Raw genomic sequence first — 20,874 nt, 5'->3', positions numbered from 1 at the left:
TCTTTTTCTTCCGTTGTAAACGCCGGGTGGGGCCTGGCTGGAGTCACTGTATGAAGATCGAGTTCGTCGCTGCCGTGGACGCCGCTGAAATTCTCGCCGTGCCGGTTCATGAGGACCGCACGCTCGCCGGTTCAGGCCCGGAACTGGACGCCAAGGCCAACGGCGCCCTGACCAGAGCCATGTCCAAGAGCCGTTTCGTCGGCAAGTCTGGACAGACGCTGAGCATCGCCGCGCCGTCGGGTGTGAACGCCGATTGCGTGCTGCTGGTCGGCGCCGGGGCTGCGGACAAGCTGGACGACCTGGCGGTCGAGGCCTTCGGCGGCGCCGCCTATGCGGCGGTGAAACTGTCGGGCGCCGAGGTTCTGACCATCGACGCCTCGGGCCTGACGCCGGAACAGGCGGCCCGCGTTGGCTTCGCCGCCCGTCTGGCCGCCTATCGGTTCGACAAGTACCGGACCACCCAGAAGCCCGACAAGATCCCGTCGATCACCGCGATCCGCGTCGTGACGTCGGACCTGCGCGCCGCCGAGGCCGCGCTGGAGCCCCTGTCGGCCGTCGCCGACGGCGTGATCTTCGCCCGCGACCTGGTGTCCGAACCCGCCAACGTCCTGTACCCGGCCGAGTTCGCCAAGCGCGTCAAGGCGCTGGAAAGCCTGGGTCTTGAGGTCGAAATCCTCGGCGAGGCCGAGATGGAGACGCTGGGCATGCGCACCCTGCTGGGCGTCGGCCAGGGCAGCCGTCGCGAAAGCCAGTTGGCGGTCATGAAGTGGAACGGCGGCGAGGCCGGCGGCCAGCCGATCGCCTTCGTCGGCAAGGGCGTCTGTTTCGACACCGGCGGCATCTCGATCAAGCCGGCCGACGGCATGGAAGACATGAAGTGGGACATGGGCGGCGCGGCCGCCGTGACCGGAACCATGATCGCCCTGGCCGGCCGCAAGGCCAAGGTCAACGCCGTCGGCGTGCTGGGTCTGGTCGAGAACATGCCGGACGGCGACGCCCAGCGCCCCGGCGACGTGGTCGTGTCGATGTCGGGTCAGACGGTCGAGGTGATCAACACCGACGCCGAGGGCCGCCTCGTTCTGGCTGACGCCCTCTGGTACACACAGCAGCGTTTCAAGCCGAAATTCATGATCGACCTGGCCACCCTGACGGGCGCCATGATCGTGGCCCTGGGCCTGGACTACGCCGGCGTCTTCTCCAACTCGGACGCGGTCGCCGATCCGATCCTGGCGGCGTCGAAGAAGGTGGGCGAGAATTTCTGGCGGATGCCGATCCCCGACATCTATGAACAGCACATCGACTCGAAGATCGCCGATGTGAAGAACACGGGCAACGGCCGCGCCGGCGGCTCGATCACCGCCGCCCTGTTCCTGCAGCGCTTCACCAACGGCGTGCCGTGGGCCCACCTGGACATCGCCCCGACCGCCTGGGCCAACAAGAGCCCCAGCCCCACCGTGCCGGAAGGCGGCGTCGGCTTCGCCGTGCGCACGCTGGACCGCATGGTGGCCGACTCCTACGAAGCCTGAGTTCCGGACGGTAGAGCCGGATGAGCGGCAAGCCCGAAATCTGGTTCTACCACCTGGAGCGTTCGACGCTGGACCAGGTGCTGCCGACCCTGCTCGAGAAGACGCTCGAGCGGGGCTGGCGCGCCCTGATCAAGTCCGCGCACGCCCATCGGCTGGACGATGTCGACGAGCGGCTGTGGAGTTTTCATGATGAGAGTTTCCTTCCGCATGGCCGGGCCGATCAGCCCCATGCGGATCGCCAGCCTGTGCTGCTGAGCGAATCGGGAGAGAACCTGAACGGCGCTCAGGCGCTGTTCATCGTCGACGACGCAGAACTGGGCGTGACGGAAGGGTTTGAACGATGCTTCATCATTTTCGACGGTCGGGACGAGCCGGCGCTGCAACACGCGCGCGGGCGCTGGAAGACGCTGAAAGAACAGGGCGCCAATCTGGCCTATTGGCGTCAGACGGACGAAGGGCGCTGGGAAAAGGCGGCCTGATCGCCGGGTTCGTGGGACTGGGCCTGCTGGCGGCCTGTTCGACGCCCGTCGCCGACCAGCCGGCGCCCCGCACGGTCGAACGCGCCCAGCTGAACCCGCCCGTCGGCAGCCGCATGCCGACCGGCCAGACGACCGACATCTGCAAAGCCGGCGAGATGCAGTATCTGGTCGGCAAGTCCCGGACCGAGATTCCCGTGCCGGTGGATGTGGTGAACCGCCGCGTCACCTGCACCACCTGTCCTGTCAGCCAGGACTATTCGGCCTATCGGCTGAACATCTTCTACAACGCCGACACCGGCATCATCGAACAGGTCCGCTGCGGCTAGGCCGCGACGTATCCCGGAGACGACCATGAAGACCGCCTTCATCCTGAGTTCCCTGATGGCCGCCGGACTTGCGCTGTCGGCCTGCGCCCAAACGCCCGCAACGCCCCCAGCGCCGGGCGGCGAGACCGCCTTCAAGGCCTGCAGGGTCGAGGATTACCAGGCCTATGTCGGGCGCAATCGTTCGACGCTGCCCGCCGCGCCGCAAGGGCAGAGCTTCAGGGTGCTGTGCACCACCTGCGCCGCGACCATGGACTATCGCGAGAACCGGGTGAACTTCGTCTATGACGAGGCGTCGGGCGTGATCCAGCAGGTGAAGTGCGGCTGAGGCGTCAGCGCCCGACCGTATCACCGGGCCACAGGGGGCCGCTGAACCGTCTGGCCAGATAGTCCATCAGGGCCGTGACCCGCGCCGGTCGCGGCCCGCCGCCCGGCGCGACAAGATGCAGGGCGATGGGCGCCAGTCGCCAGTCGCTCATCACCGTCTCCAGATGACCGTCGGCGACGTCCTTCCAGTAGATGAAGTCCGGCTGAGGGAAGACTCCCAGGCCCGCGCAAAGCGAGGCGGTCAGGGCGTCTGAGTTGTTGGCCCGAAGCGGGCCGCGCGGTCGGATAGACACTTCCTCGCCCGCGTCATTGATGAACCGCCAGACGTCGGGGGTGGGCATATAGGCGTATCCGAGACAGGCATGACGTTCCAGATCGTGCGGATGGGTCGGGCGGCCGCGCTGGGCCAGATAGTCCGGCGAGGCCACCAGCCGGCGCTCGACAGGCCTCAGGCGCCGCGCCGTCAGGGAGGAATCCGGCAGGGCGGCGATGCGCAGGGCGCAATCGAATCCGCCGCCGACCAGGTCGATCACCTCGTCCGACAGATGCAGGTCGACAGAGACGTCGGGATGGGTGGCCAGAAACTCGGGCAGGGCGGGGGCGACATAGGCCATGCCAAAGGACATGGGGGCGGCCAGCCGCACGAGGCCGCGCGGCGTCACCGACATGTCCAGGGCCTCCGACACCGCCCCCTCGGCCTCGGCCAGCATCAGGCCCGCGCGCGCCGCCAGGGTCCGGCCCGCGTCGGTCAGGGAGAAGCGGCGCGAGGTCCGGTGCAGCAGGGTGGTCTTCAGCTGCTGCTCCAGCCGTGTAACCGCCTTGGACACGGTCGCCTTGGACATTCCCATTGCGTCGGCCGCGCCGGAAAAGGACTGGGCCTCCGCCACCTTGGCGAAGATGGCCATGGCCTCGAGGTCGGGCAGGCGGGACATGGCGGCCTCTGCGTTGGAAACGATGAGTTTCAGGTGTTTCTATTTCTGTTCGGTCGTCGATCTCTATCTTGGCGTCAAGTCAATGACGCCGGGACGGCCCGGCCTGAGGATAGACCGATGATCGAGCGCAGACCGTTTGAATCGCTGGGCGGCGCCAACCATGGCTGGCTGAACGCCAAGCACCACTTCTCCTTCGCCAACTATTATGATCCCAAGCGGATGAGCTGGGGCAATCTGCGGGTCTGGAACGACGACGAGATCGCCGCCGGAACCGGCTTCCCGCCCCATCCGCACGCCGATATGGAGATCATCACCTATGTCCGCGACGGGGCCATCACCCACGAGGACAGCCTGGGCAACAAGGGCCGCACCGTGGCCGGGGACGTCCAGGTGATGAGCGCGGGCACCGGCATCCGTCACTCGGAATACAACGCCGAGCCGGAGCTGACCCGGATCTTCCAGATCTGGATCGAGCCGACCAAGCGCGGCGAGGCGCCCAGCTGGGGCACCAAACCCTTCCCCAAGGGCGAACGTTCGGGCCAGTTCGTGGTCCTGGCCTCGGGCTTTGAAGGTGATGCGGACGCCTTGTCGATCCGCACCGACGCTCGGATCGTGGCGGCGACCCTGAACGCCGGCGACAGCGCCGACTACGCCCTGGGATCGAACCGCCGCGCCTATCTGGTTCCGGCCAAGGGCGAGATCGAAGTCAATGGCGTTCGCCTGAACGCCCGCGACGGCGCTGCGATCGCCCAGGAGGATGTCGTGACCGTCAGGGCGATCTCGGACGCCGAGGTCGTGCTGGTGGACGCGGCCTGACGACGAACGGCGCCGGGCGGGACGAACCTGCCCGGCGCCGTCATTCGCCCCTTTCTGTGATCAGAGTCCGACGGCCCAGTCTGTGGCGCGGACCAGGCTGTCGACGATGCCCGGCTCCGACGAGGCGTGGCCGGCGTCGGCGACGATGTCCAGCTTCGCCTCGGGCCAGGCCCGGTGAAGGGACCAGGCGCTGGCGATCGGGGTGACGACATCGAACCGGCCCTGGGCGATCCAGCAGGGGATGTGGCGCATCCGGTCCACATTCTTCACGATCCAGCCATCCTCGGGGAAGAAGCCCGCGTTGGTGAAGAACCAGTTCTCGATCCGGGCGAAGGCGACCGCGAATTCGGGTTCGGCGAACTTGTCCGGCCTGGCGTTGGGGCCCTCGACGCTGACCGTCTCGCCTTCCCAGCTGGACCAGGCGACCGCGCAACTTTCGCGGTCGGCGACGTCGTCACCGATCAGCCGCTTGTAATAGGCGCCCATCAGGTCGCCCCGTTCGGCTTCGGGTATGGGGGCGACGAACCTTTCCCAGGCGTCCGGGAAGATCATCGAGGCGCCGTCCTGATAGAACCAGTGCAACTCCTTCCTGGTCAGCAGGAAGATGCCGCGCAGAACCAGGGCCAGGACGCGCTCAGGATGAGTGATGGCGTAGGCCATGGACAGGGTCGAGCCCCAGGACCCGCCGAACACCACCCATTTGTCGACGCCGCACCGTTCCCGCAGCCGCTCAATGTCCTCGATCAGGGTCCAGGTGGTGTTGTTTTCCAGCGAGGCGTGGGGGCGGGATTGGCCGCAGCCGCGCTGATCGAACATGATGATCCGATACTGGGCCGGGTCGAAATAGCGGCGCATGCCGGGATTGACGGCGCCGCCGGGTCCGCCGTGCAGCACCAGAACCGGCCGGCCCTGCGGATTGCCGCTTTCCTCGTAATAGATTTCGTGGACGCCGTCGGTGGTCATCCAGCCTGAGGCGAAGGGTTCGATCTCGGGGTAGAGTTCGCGACGCGGCTCGACGGGCGTGGGGAAGGCCATGCTTGCGAGGTCTTTCTATTGGGCCCGTATGCGGCCGTACTGAGGGTTAGGAACGAAATGCCGCAAAGGCTAGGCAAAGCCAACCGGCGATCATGAGCAGGCCGCCGATCGGAGCGACGGCGCCCATGACGGGCAGACTGAGCAGGGCGACGAAGGCCAGGGCGAGCGAGAACACAAGTCCGCCCGCCGCGCCCAGCCAGCCGGCGATCCGCGCCCATCGACCACCGCCGGTCCACAGGGTGCAGGCCAGGGCGAAGACGGCGTGGGCCAGTTGATAATGGGCGCCGGTGGACAGCAGCGTCTTGACCTGCGGCCCGGCGCCGTGGGCCGCAAAGGCGCCCAGGGCGACGGCAAGAGCCCCGTTCAGGGCGGCGAAGACGATCAGATTGCGACTCGGTGTCATGCAAGGAACCTAGCCTGACGAATCCGGGAAGTCTGCTATGCGCGGGCGATGGAATTGGGATCCAGATCGCGCGCGGCGCTGCAGTATGTCCTGATGTTCGGCGGATTGGGCGTCAGCCTGCCCTACGCCGGCCTCTGGATGCGCGCCCAGGGACTGAGCGGGGCGGAGATCGGCGTCCTTCTGGCCGCCCCCATGCTGGGACGGCTGATCACGGGGCCTGCCCTGGCCGTCTGGGCCGACGGCTTCCGCTATCGCCGCACGCCCATAGCCCTTCTCGCCGCCCTGGCCGGCCTGGGATACGGAGCGGCGGGTCTGTCCGAAGGATTCGCAGCCTGGGCGGTCTGCTGGTTCATCGGCGCGACAGGCGCGGCGGCGATCATCCCCCTGACGGACGTTCTCACCCTGAGACTGGCCCGTCGTGAAGGATTCAGCTTCGCCGTGCCGCGCGGTTTCGGCTCCGCCGCCTTTGTCGCGACCAATATCGCCGTGGGGTTCGTCCTGCGGGCGACGGGGCCCGAGGCGGTCATCGTCGGCGTGATCCTGGCCTGTCTGGGCATAGCGGTCGTGGCCTGGCGGGTGCTGCCCGCCGAGCCGGTGCATGACGGCCCTCCGATCCCCGGCTGGGATCGGTTTCGCGGCATGGGGCGACTGTTGAAAGATCCCGTTCTGGTGACGGCCCTGGTCGCCATAGGCGCGGTGCAGGCGGCCCACGCCTTCTACTATGGTTTCTCCGCGATTGTCTGGCGGGGGCAGGGGATTGAACCGCATCTGACGGGGCTGTTGTGGGCCTTCGCCGTGGCGGCCGAGATCGGCTTCATGTGGATTGTCGATCCCTGGCGTCGTCGGCGCGGGATTGGAGCCTGGCCGCTGCTGGCGCTCGCTGCGACGGCGGCCGTGCTGCGCTGGGGGCTGATGGCGGCGGCGCCCCCGTTGTGGATCCTGTGGCCGCTCCAGGCGCTGCACGCCCTCAGTTTTGCGGCCAGCTATCTGGCCGGGATCGAACTGATCGAACGGCTGGCCCCACGCGACAGCCAGACGGCGGCCCAGACCCTGAGTTCGACCCTGTCGGCGGGGGTGTTGATCGGTCTGGCGACCCTGGCGAGCGGTCCGTTGTACGACGCCTATGGCGCGGGCGGATACTTGGCGATGGCCGGCCTGGCCGGATTGGGCCTGATCGCTGTCATGGCCTTGAAGCCGATGCTGGTTGCTCGGGCTAGGTTCGAGGCGACAGGGCCATATGGCCGGCCATGATCGAGGCGGCGGCCTTGACCGCCTTCTTCACCGCCGTCTCATCCGCGGACGCCGGAGACCGCAACAGGCCAACGGCGGGGGTGTGCGGTCCATCGTCGAGGTCGGCGAGGATGCGATAGAGCAGATAGGAGCCCGCATCGTCCTCAGCCTCTGACGAGGCCTCGGCGGGCAGGCCGGAGGCGTGAAGGGCGCGCAGGATGTCGGCGACGGGAGCGGTGGTGCGGGCCACGCCCGGACCGGTGACAGACAGACGGTCCTTTCGGTCCAAGGCCCTGTTTTCAGCCCGCATCTGGATGCGGAAGGCGGCGCCCTTGTGCGTGCGACCGACCAGGAGAACGGCGCGGCAGCGGCCGTCTTTCAGATCCGCGCCCAAGGTGTCGGCCAGGGCGTCCGGATCGCCAATCGACACCCGGATCGTGCGGGCCCCCGGGGGACTCCAGGCTTCGCCAGAGAGATCCTCGACCAGATCCCAGCCGGAATCGCCGTCATAGGTGCAGATCGCGATTCCGGGGCGTCGGTCAGGCCGGTTGGGGCCTTCGGTCTCGTTCGTCATTTCGACCTTAAACCCCGCCCACCGCGTGACGTTTTCGTGACCGAGGCAGGTGGCTCGAACTTGGGTCCGCCGTCAAGCCTCAACCGAGGTCTCCAACGGCCGCATCCAACAGCATGAAGGCGCGACCCCCGTCAGAGGCGAGGCGGTTCTGCACGGCCTGAGCGTCGCCGCTGCGCGCGTAGGTGGATATGTCCTGAGAGAAGACGGCCACATAACGCTCGGCGTCGGCGCGCAGTTCGGGGTCGCTGAGCACACGGCGCGAGACGCTGCGGACGGCGGCCGGCGCCACACGGCGCACGATGCGACGCGCGCCGTCGGCGTCCCCGTCGCCCAGCAGACGCGCCGCCTCTTCCACGCGTGAACGGGGCAGGAGCGCATTGGGATCGACGCCCATGCGGCGGATCGCGGCCGCGACCCGGTCCGACAGGGCGGCGGTTTCCGCAGGGCTGGCCGTCGGCGTGTCCAAATCCAGAGGCGGATCGTCGCGGCCGCCGGACACCAGATCGTTCCAGTCGAGGCCCGCGTCCGGCGCAGGCGCAGCGCGCGGCGTTTCCGTCGGGGCCAGACGCAGACGATTGCGAAGCCCGAAGCCTCTGTCGGCCGCCCTGTCTTCCGGCGAGGGCTCGGTCGGCGTGGCGCTTCGCGGCTGCCGATGGCGTTCCGGCTCAGGCGGAAGCTCGCGAATACGGCCGGTCGGGGCGTCGCCCGAGACCACCCCCATCAGGCGCACGGCCTCGGTCAGCATGTCATAGTTGCGGCGGACCCGTTCCTGGAAGCCGACATCCAGGGCCTCCGTGTCTTCGGCGGCCTTGCGTGAGGCGGCGGCGAGGGACGCCAGGCCTTCCTCCACGCTGGCGCGGACGGCGTCGACGCGGGCGCGCGCCTGTTCCGGCAGACGCGCGGCGCGTTCGTCCACATCGGCGACGGCGGTGTCGATCTCGGACAGAGCGGAGTTAAGGCGGTCCACCAGGCTTTCCAGCCGTTTGACCATCCGCTCGCCGGCCTCGTCCACCAGGCCCGAGGTCTCGCCGACGATGCGACGGGCGTCCTCGATACGGGCGTCGGCGGCCTGATCGGCCTTTTGGGCCGCCTCGAACAAGGCCTCGCCCAGCCGGTCGGCGCGCAGTCGCGCCTGTTCGGCGGCGTCGGCGGCGGCGGCGCGGGAATCTTCGGCCGTGGCGCGCATCTGTTCCAGCGCCCGGCGGGTTTCCTCCATCAGGGTGTCGCGGGCGTCGGCGGCCAGGGCCTCGAACCGATCCAGCGAAACCTTGGTTGCGGCGTCGAAACCGTCGGCCTCGCGTTGGGACATGTCCACCAGGGCGCGGAACTGGTCGCCGGCGGCTTCCAGGATTTCGCGCAGGCTTTCGATCGAGGTCTGAGACGTCCGGCCCATTTCGTCGGCGGCTGTGCGTGTCGCCGACAGATTTTCGACGAACTGGGCCCGCTGGCTCTCGACCTGGGCGGAGAAGTCTTCCTGATCGGTGCGCAGGGCGTAGGCGGCCGTGACCAGGGCGGCGCGCTGCTGGCTCAGCCCCTGTTCGACCGACTGGATCTGTTCGGCCACGCCGGAGCCGGCGTTTTCCAGCCGGATGGTCTGGCGGGCCAGGTCGTCGGCGGCGACGCGGGCGGCGTCCTGGGCCTCGCCGGCCGCGGCGGCCAGATCGGCGGCGCGAGCCGCCAGGGCGGCCTCGGCCTCGCGGAGCTGGGCCTGGGCCAGGTCGGACGCGTCGGCGACCATTCGCGACTGCCGCTCGACCGCATCGATGACGCCCGTGGCCTGGCTGTCGAGATGGACGCCCAGGGTCTGCATCTGATCACGCTCGCGAGCGAGGTTTTCGGTCAGGCGGCGCGCCGTGCGGGCGGCGTTCTCGGCGGCCGCGTTCAGGCGATCCGTCTCCTCGGCCAGGGCCTGGCGCAACAGGACCATGTCGTTGCGGGCGCGTTCGGCCGCGAGGGCTGCGTGGTCGATATCGGTCCGCAGGGAATTCAGCACCTGGCCGGTCTGCTGGGCGGCCAGGGCGGTGGGGGCGACCAGGGCCTCGGCCATATCGCGGGCGCGCCGTGTCTCGGCGGCCAGACCGGCGCCCTGACGTACGGCGTGGGCCAGCATTATGGCGAGGCCGGCCGGCGCCAAAGCCATCAGGGCGTAGATGGCGAAGCGCAACGGATCCAGGTCCGCCGCGCCGGAGCCGAACTCATACGCGGCCCATGAAGCGACGCCGCCGATCCACAGGGCCGAGGCCAGGACGGCGATCAGATAGGCGGTCCGGCCGCTCGCGGTCGCTGCAGCACGCGCGGAAACGCTTGATCTCAGGATTTGAGGCGACGACAGCTCGAACGGCGCCGGGGGCTTGCCTGCGGCCACGGCCATCTCGACAGCGGCGGAAGATTCAAACGTCGGTTCCGGATCGATCTCCGGCGCGACGGCCGGGACGACGTCGAGGGATTCGACGGGCGGCGGGGCAGGCTCGGCCTCGGGCACGGGCTCCGGCTTGGGTTTCAGAGCTGCGGCGGCGCGTTCCTCGGCCTGGCGCGCCTCTTCCGCCAGACGGCGGCGGCGGCGTTCGGACATGGGCCGTTCGGGCGGCCTTACGGGCAGGGGCTCCAACTCCGCATGCGGCTCGGCTTCAATCTCGGGCGTCGGCCCGACCTCGACCTCGATCTCGACGTCAGACGCAGGCGTGTCCGGCATCTCGAGGGGCGGGACGGCCTCGTCGTTGGTCAGTTTAAGCGGCGGCCGGTTACGGGATTTCATCAGGCGTCGAGCTCGATTCATGCGCGTGGCGCGCGAGAACGCGCCGATTCGACCCTAGCGGGTCAAAACCCAAGGTCCAAGCCGTACAGATTCAACAGACGTGGACTGTTCGCGATCAGCAATCGCGCCTGGTATCTGCGCTGAAGGCGGCGGACTTGTCCGGACGGCAGTCTGCGCTGCGATGGACTTCGCGTTCCGCAGGCTGGGACGAATGGATGTCGACGCCGAACTGCGACAGTACGGCAGCCGCCAGCAATGCGATGAAGCCAGCGATCAGTTCCACCAGCGCCTGCATAGACGGCGTCTCCAACAGCCCCCATGGCCGATTGTTTTATGCGCCTGTTTGGCGAACGTCACAATCCCGCCGCCTAAAGATTGACCGGGCGTGGCGTGCATGAAACGGAGAAGAGGAGGGCGTCCGCATCGCGGTGTCATGCGAATCGGGCAGGCAGGCTGAATGACCCAAGACGGCGACAGCTATGACGGCAGTCTGCTGACCCCCGGAGCGGGCGTCTGGCGCAGCGAGATCGCGCACAGGTTTTCCATCCTGATGGAGAACGAAACCTATTTCGACGCGCTGTCCTCCGCCCTCCAGAAAGCTGAACGGTCGATCGTTGTCCTGGGTTGGCAGTTCGACCCCCGCACCCACCTGGATCCGGAGACCCGGCCCGGCGAAAGACAGCATGAGATCGGCCACCAGTTGCGCATGCTGGTGAAGCGCAAGCCGGACCTGGACGTCCGGCTGCTGATCTGGAAGTCGCCTTTGCTGATTGCCGCGTCCCAGGGCTTCTATCCCCACCGCGCCCAGCGCTGGTTCCGCAAGCGGATGGTCGAGTTCCGCATGGACGCGCCTGGCCCAATCGGGGCCTGTCACCACCAGAAGGTCATCGTCATTGACGACCGCGTCGCCTTCTGCGGCGGGGGCGACATCTCGACGGATCGTTGGGATTCTGTCGAACATCTGGACGGAGATCCGCGTCGCGCCCTGCCGAACGGCGTGATCTGCAAGGCCCGGCATGAGGTGATGTGCGTGATGGATGGGCCGGCCGCGCGCGCTCTGGGCGATCTGGCGCGCGAACGCTGGTTCAAGGCGACCTGGGAACGGACCGTGCCGGACGAGGTCGAGAGCGATCCCTGGCCTGACGGCGTGCCGGTGCAGATGACCGAGGCGCCGGTCGGCATCGCCCGCACCGAACCCAAGTGGAGCGGCCGCCACGAGGTGCGCGAAAACGAGGCCTTGCACCTGGAGGCGATCCGGCGAGCGAAACGACTGATCTATTTCGAGAACCAGTATTTCACCTCGCCGATCATCGCCGCCGCCCTGGCCGAGCGCCTGGCCGAGGTCGACGGTCCGGAAGTGGTTGTCGTCTCTACTGGCAAGAGCCCCAGCTGGTTCGACAGCATGACCATGGATACGGCCCGCGCCGAGGTGCTGTACCGGCTTGAACAGGCCGACAAATACAATCGGTTCTTCGCCTTCGCGCCTTTGACGGCGGAGGGCGACCGCATCATCGTTCACGCCAAGGTGTCGATCATCGATGATCGGCTGTTGCGGATCGGATCGTCCAATCTGAACAACCGGTCGATGGGGCTGGACACCGAATGCGACGTCGCGGTCGAGCCGACCGATGCGGCCGGCCGCGCGGTCATCGTCCATCATCGCCATCGCACCATCGGTCACTGGATCGGCGTCCCAGCTCAGGATTTTGCGGCTGTGGAGGGGGTGCTGGGGTCGACGGGCGCGGCCATCAGCAGTTTCGGCAGTAACCGGCTCAAGTCCTTGGGTTCGGATCCGCCGACGCGGATCCAGCGGATCTTCGCCGAATGGCAACTGGGCGACCCCACCTCATCGACCGACGCCTGGCGGCCCTGGAAAAGGCTGAACCGTTCGCACCGCACGCGGCCCGCGTCGGAAGGCGGCCAGGCGCCCGGCTAGGGGCCTCGTCCTAGCGGGACGGCTGGACGATCTCGAAGTCGACGATCAGCGGCAGGTGATCCGAGGCGACCCGAGCCAGGGGCGAGAAGTCCGCCTTGACCCCTGTGATGCGGATCTCCGGGCTGACGAAACAATGGTCGATACGGATGGCGGGGAAGCCCGAGGGGAAGGTCTTGACCGACGGCTTCAGGTTCAAAAGGCGCTGACAATCGCCCAATCGGCGCGCCAGCGTCTGGTAGGGCCGGGTGATGGAAGTGGCGTTGAAATCGCCTGCCAGCAGGGTGGGGCCGGTGCAGCCGGCCAACCAGCCGTCGCCCGCAAGGGCCGCCGCCTGCAGGCGTTGTTCACGCGGGACCAGGCCCAGATGGGTGGTCAGCACATTGACCCCGACGCCCTCGATCTGAATCTCGGACCAGATGGCGCCGCGCGGCTCCAGGCCGGGGATGCCGCGCACCGTGGGCAGGGCGTCGGCGCGGATCAGCTTGTCCGTATGCGGCGTCAGAATGGCGTCGCCATACAGTTCGGCCTCGACCCTCATGGCCGGATGGAACCGCGAGGTCATGGCCAGGCCTTCGGCGATGGCTTCGGCCTGATCGACCTTGCCGGTGCGGGCCCGGCCCACGTCCAGCTCCTGAAGGCAGACGATGTCGGCTTCGTGTTCGCCGATCACGGCGACGATGCGATCGACATCCAGACGCTTGTCCGTCCCGACGCAGCGATGGACGTTATAGGTCAGAAGGCGGGGCATGATTTCCCAGGGACGTGTCCGAATCCAGCGGACGGCTAGGCCTTTTGGCCGCCGATTGCGACCCCTGTGCGACGATCAAAGCAGGACCAGATGATCCGGCAGTTCATTGGGATTGTCGGCGCGGGGCGGGAAATGGGCCGCCAGGACCCGGCCGCACTGGTCGATGGCCGCCTCGAACCCGGCGACCGGTCGGCCGGCCTTCAGTTGACGGGTCAGGGCGGCGACAGCGTCGGCCCACACCCCTTCATCGACCTTCTGGTGGATCAGTTCGTCGGCGATCAGTTCGACCTGATGTTCTTTGAGGGCGGCGAAGATCAGCACCCCGGTTCGCTCGCGCGTGACGTGGACGCCATGCGCCAGGAACTGCTGCAGGGCCGCCTTGCGCACACGGGCCTGACGCAGACTGCGCGGCGTGATCCAACGGAGCACCGGCGGGATGCGGGTCAGCAGGAAGACCGCGACGAAGATCACCGCCTGGACCAGGGCGTAGAAGGCCAGGGCTTGACCGACGCCGACGGCCTGGGCCGTGACGTGGGCGGCTTCCCAATCATCTCCGACCGGCCAGGACAGGGTGAAGCCCAACGGTATGAGCGCGGTCGGCGCCAGCAGGGCCGCGGCGGCCGCCCAGGCCAGGCTGACATCCGCGTAAGACGAGACCCCGCGCGAGACGACGCAGAATATCTCGCCCGAGGTGCCGCGCTCGGCCGAGGCGATGGCGTCGGCGACCCGCGCGCGGTCGTCTTCGGTAAACCGCATCACCATCCTCCCGAAGCGCCGCCGCCGCCGAAGCTTCCGCCGCCGCCGCCAAATCCTCCGCCGCCGCCGCCGAAGCCGCCCCCGCCGCCCCCTCGACCGGCGTTTCTCAAAGCCTCCGACGCCGCCCAGATCAGTATGGGAGTGACGCCGTCGCGACGATGACGACGCCCGCGTCCGCCCGAACCGATCGCGCCGACCAAAAAGATGATGAAGATCAAGCCGATGATGACAACAGGCAGGATCACCGCGCCGCCCGCGCCCTCTGGTTCGGTCGCCGCGGCCGCCGCCCGCGCCTGGGCCTCGGCCGGATCCAGCTCCAGCTGGGTGATCAAGGCGTCCACGCCCCTGACGACGCCTGTCTGATAGTCGCCGTCGCGGAAGGCCGGCAGGATGTCGTCGCGGATGACCATGGACGAGAAGGCGTCGGTCAGGATCGGCTCCAGCCCGTACCCGACTTCGATCCGCACCTTGCGTTCGGTCGGGGCGACGATCAGCAGGGCGCCGTTGTCGCCCTCCTTCTGTCCGATGCCCCAGGCCCGGCCCAGCTGATAGCCATAGTCCTCGATCTCCTGATCCTGCAGGCTGCGGACCGTGACCACCACCAACTGGTCGCTGGATCGAGCTTCCAACGCGGCCAGCTTGTCGGTCAGCGCCTGTTCGGTCGCCGTATCCAGCAGATCAGCCTGATCGACCACGCGTCCGGACAGGGGCGGAAAGTCGAGCTTCGTCTGCGCCGTCGCCGGCACGGCGAACAGCAGGACGGCCATCAGACCGAACAGACTGGCGACGACGCCCGCTGGACGTCCTGTCCGAACGGGGTGAAGGCTCACGGGGCGGGCGGGGTCGAGCCCGGCGCGACCGGCGCGGCGCCGCCGCCGGGCGTGACGGCCGGAGCGCCGTTCAGGTTGAAGTTCACCTGGGGCGCCGACTGGGCCTCCGCCGTGGCGGTGAACAACTGCATCGGTTGCGATCCGCTATGCACCGTCTTGGCCCAGATCACGTTCGGGAAGGTGCGCAGGGTGGTGTTGTAGTCGCGCACGGCCTCATTGTAGTCGCGGCGCGCGATGGTGATCCGGTTTTCGGTGCCTTCCAGCTGGGACTGCAGGGTCAGGAAATTCTGATTGGCCTGAAGCTGGGGATAGGCCTCGACCGAGACCAGCAGGCGCGACAGGGCGCCGGACAGCTGGCCCTGAGCCTGCTGATACTGCTGGAAGGCCTGCGGATTGCTGAGGTCGGCGGCCGAGACATTGACCGAGGTGGCGCGGGCGCGGGCGTTGATCACGTCCGTCAGGGTGGTGCGTTCCTGGATCGCCGCGCCCTGGACGGTGGCGACCAGATTGGGCACCAGGTCGGCGCGACGCTGGTACTGGGCCTGGACATCGGCCCAGGCCGCCTCGGCCCGTTCCTGCTTGGTCGGAATAGTGTTGTAGCCGCAGCCGGTGACGGCGGGCGCCGCGACGAGAACGGTCGTCAGAGCCAGAGCGCGAGCGTTGAAGCGAGCCATGGATTTTCCCCTGTCGGCGATTGCGCCGGTGCGGCGACTATCGCCTCAGGACCGCAACGCTTCAAGCGTCCAATGGCTCCGGTTCGACGCCGATCGAGCGACAGGCCGCCGAATAGGTGTTGGCCAGCAGGCAGGCGATGGTCATGGGGCCGACGCCGCCGGGGACGGGGGTGATGCGCCCGGCGATCTCGACGGCTTCCTTGAAAGCGACGTCGCCGACGACGCGGGTCTTTCCCTCCGCCGCCTTGACCGGGTCGGCCGAGGGAACGCGGTTGATGCCGACGTCGATCACGGTCGCGCCCGGCTTGATCCAGTCGCCCTTGATCATCTCCGGCCGGCCGACGGCGGCGACCAGGATGTCGGCGGTGCGGCAGAGGGCAGGCAGGTCGCGGGTCCTGGAATGGGCGATGGTGACAGTGCAGCTTTCGCCCAGCAGCAGTTGCGCCATCGGCTTGCCGACGATGTTGGACCGGCCGACGATGACTGCGTTCAGGCCCGTCAGATCGCCCAGCTGGTCCTTCAGTAGCATCAGACTGCCCAGGGGGGTGCAGGGGACCAGGCCCGGCAGGCCGACCGCCAGGCGTCCGGCGTTGACCACGTGGAAGCCGTCCACATCCTTGTCGGGATCGATGGCGTCCAGCACGACCGATGAATCGATGTGTTTCGGCAGGGGCAGCTGAACCAGGACGCCGTGGATGCCGGCGTCGGCGTTCAGACGGGCGATCAGGGCCAGAAGCTCGTCCTGGGTCGTGGTCTCGTCCAGACGGTGCGTGTCGGACCGCATGCCCGCGCGCAGGGTCGTTTCGCCCTTGTTGCGAACATAGATCTGGCTGGCGGGATCCTCGCCGACGATGACGACGGCCAGGCCCGGCTTGACGCCCTGGCTGGCTTCCAGACGCGCGGCGGCGGCGGCGACGCGGTCCACCAGGTCGACCGAAAAGGCCTTGCCGTCGATCAGGGTCGCGCGTGCGGGCTCGGCTGACATGGGGAAGACTCCGGGGGGATGAGGATGCGGCGATTTACAGCCGTCATGGTTCGGCGTCTATGATCCGCGACAAACTCCGGAGTGTTCTTGATGAAGCGTTCGTCCCTCGTCGCCGCCGCCAGCGCCCTTGCCCTCGCCTGGGCCGCCTCGCCCGCCTTGGCTCAGGACGTACAGGGCCTGCGCATCGGGGCTGCGGTGGATGGCGCATTGACCGAGACGGACGCGGCCACGACCGGCGAGGACGCCTATCGTTATGACGCCTACCGATTCGAGGCGCGTGCGGGGCAGAGGCTGGAGGCGGTGCTGAGGTCCGACGCTTTCGACGCCTATCTGGCCATCTATGCCGAAGGCGGCGACGAACCGCTGGCCGATGATGACGACGGCCTGGGCGAAGGCACGGACGCCCGGCTGCGCTTCACGCCGGAAACCAGCGGGACCTACGTCCTGCGCGCCCGCACCCTGGCCGGGCTGGAAGGCGGGGACTACAGCCTGTCCCTGCGCGAACGCCCCGCGCCCCCGCGCGCACCGCGTCCGGTCGGCCTTCGCGTCGGTGATGAGCGAGCCGGGACGCTGACGGACCGTGATCCGGAACAGGAAGACGGCGGCCGCTACGACGCCTACACCTTCCGCGCCTCTGCAGGTCAGAGGGTGATCGTCACCCTGGAGTCCGAGGCCTTCGATCCACTGGTTCGCGTGGGCCGGATGAACGGGGCCGACTTCGTCGAACTGGCTCAGAACGACGATGGACCCGACGACGGACTGAACTCGCGCCTCGTCTTTACCGCCCCGACGGCTGGGGAATATCTGATTCGCGTCACCGCCATCAGGGATGGGGAGGGCGCCTACACCCTGGGCCTGTCGGAAGCGCCGCCTGCGCCGCCGGCCAAGCCCATCGCCGTCGGCGACAGCATTGACGGGAATCTGAACGATGAGACGGGACTGAACGACGACGGCCAGCGCGCCGAATTCTATCGGTTCGCGGCTGAGGCGGGCCAGCGCGTCGCCATCGAGATGTCGTCGAAGGATTTCGACACCTATCTGACGCTGCGCCAGGCGTCGGACAATTCAGTCCTGGATCAGGACGACGACGGCGCCGGATCGGGCACGGACTCACGCATCGTCCAGACGCTGGAGACAGCCGGCGACTATGTGATCGAGGCGCGCGCCCTGGGCGACGACGGCGAAGGCCGTTTCACCCTCAAGATCAGCGAAGTCGCCCCGCCCCCTGCGCCGTCTGCGATCACCTTTGGCCAGACCGTGGAGGGCGAGATCACGCCCGAGAAACCCCAGAACGACGAGGGCAAACACTATGACGCCTATGTCTTCACCGGCCAGGAAGGCCAGCGCGTCCAGGCCGTTCTGCGATCCGGCGATTTCGACGCCTATCTCGAGATCAGCGCCGCCGACGGCGAGTTTTCCGCCCTGTCGAGCGATGACGACGGCCTGGCCGAGGGCACGGATTCGCGTCTGAACTTCACCCTGCCGTCGTCCGGCGACTACATCCTGCGGGCCTCTCCGCTGTCGAACGAGGGGAAGGGGCTCTATTCGCTGGCGTTGATCGATCGCGGCCCGGAGCCCAAGCCGGGCAGTATTCTGGTGGGCGCGACGGCGCGCGGCACACTGAGCCTTTCCGACGCCCTGATCGACGGGGGCGCCTATTACGACGCCTATCGGTTCCAGGCGAAGAAGGACGAGAAACTGCGGATCACCCTGGTCTCCAACGCCTTCGACGCCTTCATCGACCTGGGCGAGGATGGCGAGGACTTCACCAGCCTGGCCACGGACGACGACGGTCTTTCGGACACCCACGCCAAGCTGGACTGGACCGCGCCGGAAGACGGCTGGTTCGTCGTCCGAGCCCGGTCGTTGGGCCCGAATGAGACGGGCGCCTATGCCCTGACCGTCGAACGCCAGCCCTGACCGCCCCATCCGGGCCACGATCCGGTCCTAGGCGAACCCCATGACCGACGCCATTTCGCCCGGCGCCCTTGGCCGCAAGGATCAGCACCTCGACGTGGTGCTGTCCGGGCGTGGTCGGCACGCCCGCGACGCCGGGTTCGACGCGATCCGGTTCGTGCATGAGGCCCTGCCGGATCTGGATCACGACAAGATCGACCTGGGCGCCGACTTCCTGGGGCGCCGATTGAAGGCGCCCCTGCTGATCAGCGCCATGACCGGCGGTCCGGCGCGGGCCGAGGCCGTGAACGCCCGTCTGGCCGAGGCGGCCCAGCACCTGGGAATCGCCCTGGCGGTCGGGTCCCAACGCACGGCTCTGGAAGAGGGGGCCAGCGGCGGTCTGGACATGGGGCTGCGCCACCGGGCGCCCGACACCCCCATCCTGGCCAATATCGGCGCGGCGCAACTGACGCGGGGGTTCGGTCTGGACGAGGCGCGGCGGGTGATCGAGATGATCGGGGCGAACGCCCTGATCGTCCACCTGAACCCGCTTCAGGAAGCCTGTCAGCCCGAAGGCGATCGCGACTGGTGGGGCGTCGGCGCCGCACTGGAGGCTCTGATCCGCAGGATCGAGGTTCCAGTGGTGGTCAAGGAGACCGGGGCCGGCCTGTCGGGCCGAACCGCGCGCCGCCTGATCGACATGGGCGCCGCGGCCGTGGATATCGCCGGCGCGGGCGGTTCGAACTGGGCGCTCATCGAGGGCGAGCGGGCGACGGATCCCGCCGACAGGGCCCACGCCGCCGCCTTTGGCGACTGGGGCATGCCGACGGCGCGGGCCATCGTTGATGTGCGCCGGGCCTGTCCAGACGCGGTCGTGATCGGTTCGGGCGGCGTGCGCGACGGTCTGGACGTCGCGCGCGCGATCCGCCTTGGGGCCGACATCGCGGGTCAGGCCGCCGGCGTCCTGTCGGCGGCGATGGTGTCGACGGAGGCGGTGGTCGCCCACTTCCAACTGGTCATGCGCCAGTTGAGAACTGTCTGCTTCTGCACGAATTCCGCTAATCTTTCAGCCCTGCGCCGGGCACCGCTTCAGCCGCTGGACGAATAGAGGTCAGCGACCTATGCGGACGGCAGCAGGTCGTGCGCGAAGAGGCGATACCGTCCCGCACGCACGCCGTCGGTCGCCCTGGCGATATCCGGCGCGAAATAATGGTCGCTGGCGTAGGGCGCGGCCGCTTCACGCACGACGGTGACGACCTGTTCCAGCAGGGGCGAACTGGTCAGGGGACGATGGAATTCCAGCCCCTGGGCCGCCGCCAGCAACTCGATTCCGACCACGGTCGCCGTATTCTCGGCCATGTCCAGCAGCCGCCTGGCGCCGTGGGTCGCCATGGAGACATGATCTTCCTGATTGGCGCTGGTGGGAACCGTGTCCACGCTGCACGGATGGGCCACCATCCGGTTTTCGGCGACCAAGGCCGCCGCCGTGACCTGGGCGATCATGAAGCCCGAGTTCAGGCCGCTTTCCTTGACCAGAAAGGCCGGCAGTTCGCTCATCTTCGGATCGACCAGGATGGCGGTCCGGCGTTCGGAGATATTGCCGATCTCGCACAGGGCCATGGCGATCTGATCGGCAGCAAAAGCAACAGGTTCAGCGTGGAAGTTTCCACCGGATATGACATCCCCATCCTCAATGAAGACCAGAGGATTGTCCGTCACGGCGTTGGCTTCGCGCTCCAGCGTCGCGGCCGCCGTGGCCAGGACGTCCAGCACCGCCCCCATGACCTGAGGCTGGCAGCGCAGCGAATAGGGATCCTGCACCTTGGCGCAGTCGTCGCGGTGGCTGTCACGGATGGCCGAACCCGCCATCAGGGTCCTGAGCCGTGCGGCCACGGCGATCTGACCGGGTTGACCCCGAAGGGCGTGAATGCGGGCGTCGAACGGCGCGTCCGATCCCTTCAGGGCGTCGACCGACAGGGCCCCCGCCGCCACGCCGGCGGCGAAGACCGCCTCGGCTGCGAACAGACCCGCCAGGGCCAGGGCGGTCGAACACTGTGTCCCGTTCAGCAGCGCCAGTCCCTCCTTGGGGCCCAGGACCAGAGGCTTGAGCCCGGCCCGCTCAAGTGCGGCCTCGGCCTCCAAGGTCTGGCCTTTGCACCAGGCCTCGCCGACCCCGATCAGGACGCAGCTCATATGGGCCAGAGGAGCCAGATCGCCCGAGGCCCCGACCGAGCCCTTGGACGGGATACAGGGCAGGATGTCGGCGTTGACGAGCGCGATCAGGGCCTGGAGGGTTTCGCGCCGAACGCCCGAGGCGCCGCGTGACAGGGAGGCGATCTTCAGCACCATCAGCAGTCGCGTCACGCTGTCCGGCAGCAAGGGACCGACCCCGCACGCATGGCTGAGCACCAGGTTCCGCTGCAAGGTCTCCAGGTCGGCGGGCGCGATGGAGGTGTTGGCCAGCAGGCCGAAGCCGGTGTTGACCCCATAGACGGTGCGCCCCTCGGCCACGATGGCGGCGATGGTCGCGGCGCCCCTGTCCACATCGGCCCAGGCCTCGGGCGCCACAGCGACCGTCACGGGGCCGTCCAGGACGCCGCGCAACTGGGCCAGGGTCAGGGGCGAACGGCCGAGGGTCAGGGTCGTCAT

At 68.1% G+C, this 20,874-nt stretch carries 21 protein-coding genes; 9 read left to right on the top strand and 12 right to left on the bottom strand.

Annotated features, from left to right (window positions below):
* The first annotated feature begins 50 nt into the window (after positions 1-50).
* The 4 genes from ACP7CK_RS10140 to ACP7CK_RS10125 are packed head-to-tail and all read left to right on the top strand — an operon-like array spanning position 51 to position 2,656.
* Entirely contained in the window at positions 51-1,526 is a 1,476-nt protein-coding gene (locus tag ACP7CK_RS10140) for a leucyl aminopeptidase (protein ID WP_426025933.1), read from the top strand.
* A 20-nt stretch (positions 1,527-1,546) separates the two neighbouring features.
* Entirely contained in the window at positions 1,547-2,005 is a 459-nt protein-coding gene (locus ACP7CK_RS10135; RefSeq protein ID WP_035308464.1) for a DNA polymerase III subunit chi, read from the top strand.
* An 11-nt stretch (positions 2,006-2,016) separates the two neighbouring features.
* Entirely contained in the window at positions 2,017-2,331 is a 315-nt protein-coding gene (locus ACP7CK_RS10130) for a hypothetical protein (protein WP_008259400.1), read from the top strand.
* Between the two features lie 25 nt (positions 2,332-2,356).
* Positions 2,357-2,656 carry a hypothetical protein gene (locus tag ACP7CK_RS10125; RefSeq protein ID WP_008260357.1) on the top strand — a complete coding sequence of 100 codons (300 nt, stop codon included), beginning with the start codon at positions 2,357-2,359 and terminating at the stop codon, positions 2,654-2,656.
* A gap of 4 nt (positions 2,657-2,660) precedes the next feature.
* Here the strand turns inward: ACP7CK_RS10125 and ACP7CK_RS10120 are convergent, their stop codons facing one another.
* Positions 2,661-3,587 carry a LysR family transcriptional regulator gene (locus ACP7CK_RS10120; RefSeq protein WP_372704498.1) on the bottom strand — a complete coding sequence of 309 codons (927 nt, stop codon included), beginning with the start codon at positions 3,585-3,587 and terminating at the stop codon, positions 2,661-2,663.
* Between the two features lie 117 nt (positions 3,588-3,704).
* Here ACP7CK_RS10120 and ACP7CK_RS10115 point away from each other — a divergent pair, with 117 nt between their 5' ends.
* Positions 3,705-4,403 (top strand): pirin family protein, encoded by a 699-nt coding sequence (locus tag ACP7CK_RS10115; protein ID WP_426025932.1) that lies wholly within the window; start codon positions 3,705-3,707, stop codon positions 4,401-4,403.
* Positions 4,404-4,463: 60 nt separating this feature from the next.
* Here ACP7CK_RS10115 and pip read toward each other — a convergent pair whose 3' ends face one another.
* Both pip and ACP7CK_RS10105 read right to left on the bottom strand, forming a co-directional pair.
* Positions 4,464-5,438, bottom strand: a complete 975-nt coding sequence (gene pip, locus ACP7CK_RS10110; protein WP_426025931.1) for a prolyl aminopeptidase — start codon at positions 5,436-5,438, stop codon at positions 4,464-4,466.
* A gap of 46 nt (positions 5,439-5,484) precedes the next feature.
* A complete protein-coding gene (locus tag ACP7CK_RS10105) occupies positions 5,485-5,841 on the bottom strand; it encodes a DUF423 domain-containing protein (protein ID WP_008260335.1) in 357 nt (118 codons plus the stop codon).
* A gap of 48 nt (positions 5,842-5,889) precedes the next feature.
* On the opposite strand from ACP7CK_RS10105, the gene ACP7CK_RS10100 reads away from it, so the two are divergent.
* Complete coding sequence (locus ACP7CK_RS10100; RefSeq protein ID WP_372704500.1) at positions 5,890-7,092, top strand: MFS transporter; 1,203 nt, start codon at positions 5,890-5,892, stop codon at positions 7,090-7,092.
* On the opposite strand, the gene ACP7CK_RS10095 is transcribed toward ACP7CK_RS10100, so the two are convergent.
* The 3 genes from ACP7CK_RS10095 to ACP7CK_RS10085 form a co-directional block, all read right to left on the bottom strand.
* Positions 7,055-7,645 (bottom strand): hypothetical protein, encoded by a 591-nt coding sequence (locus tag ACP7CK_RS10095; protein WP_426025930.1) that lies wholly within the window; start codon positions 7,643-7,645, stop codon positions 7,055-7,057. The genes ACP7CK_RS10100 and ACP7CK_RS10095 overlap by 38 nt on opposite strands.
* A gap of 79 nt (positions 7,646-7,724) precedes the next feature.
* On the bottom strand, positions 7,725-10,400 hold the full coding sequence (locus ACP7CK_RS10090; protein WP_426025929.1) for a tipN: 2,676 nt from the start codon (positions 10,398-10,400) through the stop codon (positions 7,725-7,727).
* A 115-nt stretch (positions 10,401-10,515) separates the two neighbouring features.
* Positions 10,516-10,695: a hypothetical protein gene (locus ACP7CK_RS10085; protein WP_008260729.1), complete on the bottom strand. Its 180-nt coding sequence runs from the start codon at positions 10,693-10,695 to the stop codon at positions 10,516-10,518.
* Positions 10,696-10,857: 162 nt separating this feature from the next.
* On the opposite strand from ACP7CK_RS10085, the gene ACP7CK_RS10080 reads away from it, so the two are divergent.
* Positions 10,858-12,336, top strand: coding sequence for a phospholipase D-like domain-containing protein (locus tag ACP7CK_RS10080; RefSeq protein ID WP_035310782.1), 1,479 nt, complete (start codon positions 10,858-10,860; stop codon positions 12,334-12,336).
* Positions 12,337-12,346: 10 nt separating this feature from the next.
* On the opposite strand, the gene ACP7CK_RS10075 is transcribed toward ACP7CK_RS10080, so the two are convergent.
* The 5 genes from ACP7CK_RS10075 to ACP7CK_RS10055 all read right to left on the bottom strand — a co-directional run bounded on the left by ACP7CK_RS10075 (position 12,347) and on the right by ACP7CK_RS10055 (position 16,329).
* Entirely contained in the window at positions 12,347-13,084 is a 738-nt protein-coding gene (locus ACP7CK_RS10075; protein ID WP_035310783.1) for an endonuclease/exonuclease/phosphatase family protein, read from the bottom strand.
* A 75-nt stretch (positions 13,085-13,159) separates the two neighbouring features.
* Positions 13,160-13,840, bottom strand: coding sequence for a TPM domain-containing protein (locus ACP7CK_RS10070; RefSeq protein WP_231492573.1), 681 nt, complete (start codon positions 13,838-13,840; stop codon positions 13,160-13,162).
* The gene (locus ACP7CK_RS10065) at positions 13,840-14,670 is read right to left on the bottom strand and encodes a TPM domain-containing protein (RefSeq protein ID WP_426025928.1); all 831 of its coding nucleotides are present in this window, start codon (positions 14,668-14,670) and stop codon (positions 13,840-13,842) included. The genes ACP7CK_RS10070 and ACP7CK_RS10065 overlap by 1 nt, the downstream gene beginning before the upstream one ends.
* Positions 14,667-15,344 carry a LemA family protein gene (locus ACP7CK_RS10060; protein ID WP_372704505.1) on the bottom strand — a complete coding sequence of 226 codons (678 nt, stop codon included), beginning with the start codon at positions 15,342-15,344 and terminating at the stop codon, positions 14,667-14,669. Before ACP7CK_RS10060 ends, ACP7CK_RS10065 begins: the two co-directional genes overlap by 4 nt.
* 61 nt (positions 15,345-15,405) lie before the next feature.
* Complete coding sequence (locus ACP7CK_RS10055) at positions 15,406-16,329, bottom strand: bifunctional methylenetetrahydrofolate dehydrogenase/methenyltetrahydrofolate cyclohydrolase (protein ID WP_008259940.1); 924 nt, start codon at positions 16,327-16,329, stop codon at positions 15,406-15,408.
* 90 nt (positions 16,330-16,419) lie between these two features.
* Between ACP7CK_RS10055 and ACP7CK_RS10050 the strand changes: the two genes are divergently transcribed.
* Together ACP7CK_RS10050 and fni are read left to right on the top strand one after the other, a co-directional pair.
* Positions 16,420-18,249, top strand: a complete 1,830-nt coding sequence (locus ACP7CK_RS10050; RefSeq protein WP_426025927.1) for a PPC domain-containing protein — start codon at positions 16,420-16,422, stop codon at positions 18,247-18,249.
* A 40-nt stretch (positions 18,250-18,289) separates the two neighbouring features.
* Positions 18,290-19,333, top strand: a complete 1,044-nt coding sequence (gene fni, locus ACP7CK_RS10045; protein ID WP_426025926.1) for a type 2 isopentenyl-diphosphate Delta-isomerase — start codon at positions 18,290-18,292, stop codon at positions 19,331-19,333.
* 11 nt (positions 19,334-19,344) lie between these two features.
* On the opposite strand, the gene hutH is transcribed toward fni, so the two are convergent.
* Positions 19,345-20,874 carry a histidine ammonia-lyase gene (gene hutH / locus ACP7CK_RS10040; protein WP_426025925.1) on the bottom strand — a complete coding sequence of 510 codons (1,530 nt, stop codon included), beginning with the start codon at positions 20,872-20,874 and terminating at the stop codon, positions 19,345-19,347.

It is taken from the genome of Brevundimonas sp. TSRC1-1, assembly GCF_049898245.1.
Taxonomy (GTDB): domain Bacteria; phylum Pseudomonadota; class Alphaproteobacteria; order Caulobacterales; family Caulobacteraceae; genus Brevundimonas; species Brevundimonas mediterranea_A.
The sequence above is the reverse complement of the archived record's forward strand: the minus strand, read 5'-3'. Positions and strand labels throughout refer to the sequence as shown.

Excerpts from the sequence above, each read along its gene's own strand:
- ACP7CK_RS10140 (WP_426025933.1), top strand. The coding sequence starts at position 51 with ATGAAGATCGAGTTCGTCGCTGCCGTGGACGCCGCTGAAATTCTCGCC.
- ACP7CK_RS10135 (WP_035308464.1), top strand. The coding sequence starts at position 1,547 with ATGAGCGGCAAGCCCGAAATCTGGTTCTACCACCTGGAGCGTTCGACG.
- ACP7CK_RS10125 (WP_008260357.1), top strand. The coding sequence starts at position 2,357 with ATGAAGACCGCCTTCATCCTGAGTTCCCTGATGGCCGCCGGACTTGCG.
- ACP7CK_RS10120 (WP_372704498.1), bottom strand. The coding sequence starts at position 3,587 with ATGTCCCGCCTGCCCGACCTCGAGGCCATGGCCATCTTCGCCAAGGTG.
- ACP7CK_RS10115 (WP_426025932.1), top strand. The coding sequence starts at position 3,705 with ATGATCGAGCGCAGACCGTTTGAATCGCTGGGCGGCGCCAACCATGGC.
- pip (WP_426025931.1), bottom strand. The coding sequence starts at position 5,438 with ATGGCCTTCCCCACGCCCGTCGAGCCGCGTCGCGAACTCTACCCCGAG.
- ACP7CK_RS10105 (WP_008260335.1), bottom strand. The coding sequence starts at position 5,841 with ATGACACCGAGTCGCAATCTGATCGTCTTCGCCGCCCTGAACGGGGCT.
- ACP7CK_RS10100 (WP_372704500.1), top strand. The coding sequence starts at position 5,890 with ATGGAATTGGGATCCAGATCGCGCGCGGCGCTGCAGTATGTCCTGATG.
- ACP7CK_RS10095 (WP_426025930.1), bottom strand. The coding sequence starts at position 7,645 with ATGACGAACGAGACCGAAGGCCCCAACCGGCCTGACCGACGCCCCGGA.
- ACP7CK_RS10090 (WP_426025929.1), bottom strand. The coding sequence starts at position 10,400 with ATGAAATCCCGTAACCGGCCGCCGCTTAAACTGACCAACGACGAGGCC.
- ACP7CK_RS10085 (WP_008260729.1), bottom strand. The coding sequence starts at position 10,695 with ATGCAGGCGCTGGTGGAACTGATCGCTGGCTTCATCGCATTGCTGGCG.
- ACP7CK_RS10080 (WP_035310782.1), top strand. The coding sequence starts at position 10,858 with ATGACCCAAGACGGCGACAGCTATGACGGCAGTCTGCTGACCCCCGGA.
- ACP7CK_RS10075 (WP_035310783.1), bottom strand. The coding sequence starts at position 13,084 with ATGCCCCGCCTTCTGACCTATAACGTCCATCGCTGCGTCGGGACGGAC.
- ACP7CK_RS10070 (WP_231492573.1), bottom strand. The coding sequence starts at position 13,840 with ATGCGGTTTACCGAAGACGACCGCGCGCGGGTCGCCGACGCCATCGCC.
- ACP7CK_RS10060 (WP_372704505.1), bottom strand. The coding sequence starts at position 15,344 with ATGGCTCGCTTCAACGCTCGCGCTCTGGCTCTGACGACCGTTCTCGTC.
- ACP7CK_RS10055 (WP_008259940.1), bottom strand. The coding sequence starts at position 16,329 with ATGTCAGCCGAGCCCGCACGCGCGACCCTGATCGACGGCAAGGCCTTT.
- ACP7CK_RS10050 (WP_426025927.1), top strand. The coding sequence starts at position 16,420 with ATGAAGCGTTCGTCCCTCGTCGCCGCCGCCAGCGCCCTTGCCCTCGCC.
- fni (WP_426025926.1), top strand. The coding sequence starts at position 18,290 with ATGACCGACGCCATTTCGCCCGGCGCCCTTGGCCGCAAGGATCAGCAC.
- hutH (WP_426025925.1), bottom strand. The coding sequence starts at position 20,874 with ATGACGACCCTGACCCTCGGCCGTTCGCCCCTGACCCTGGCCCAGTTG.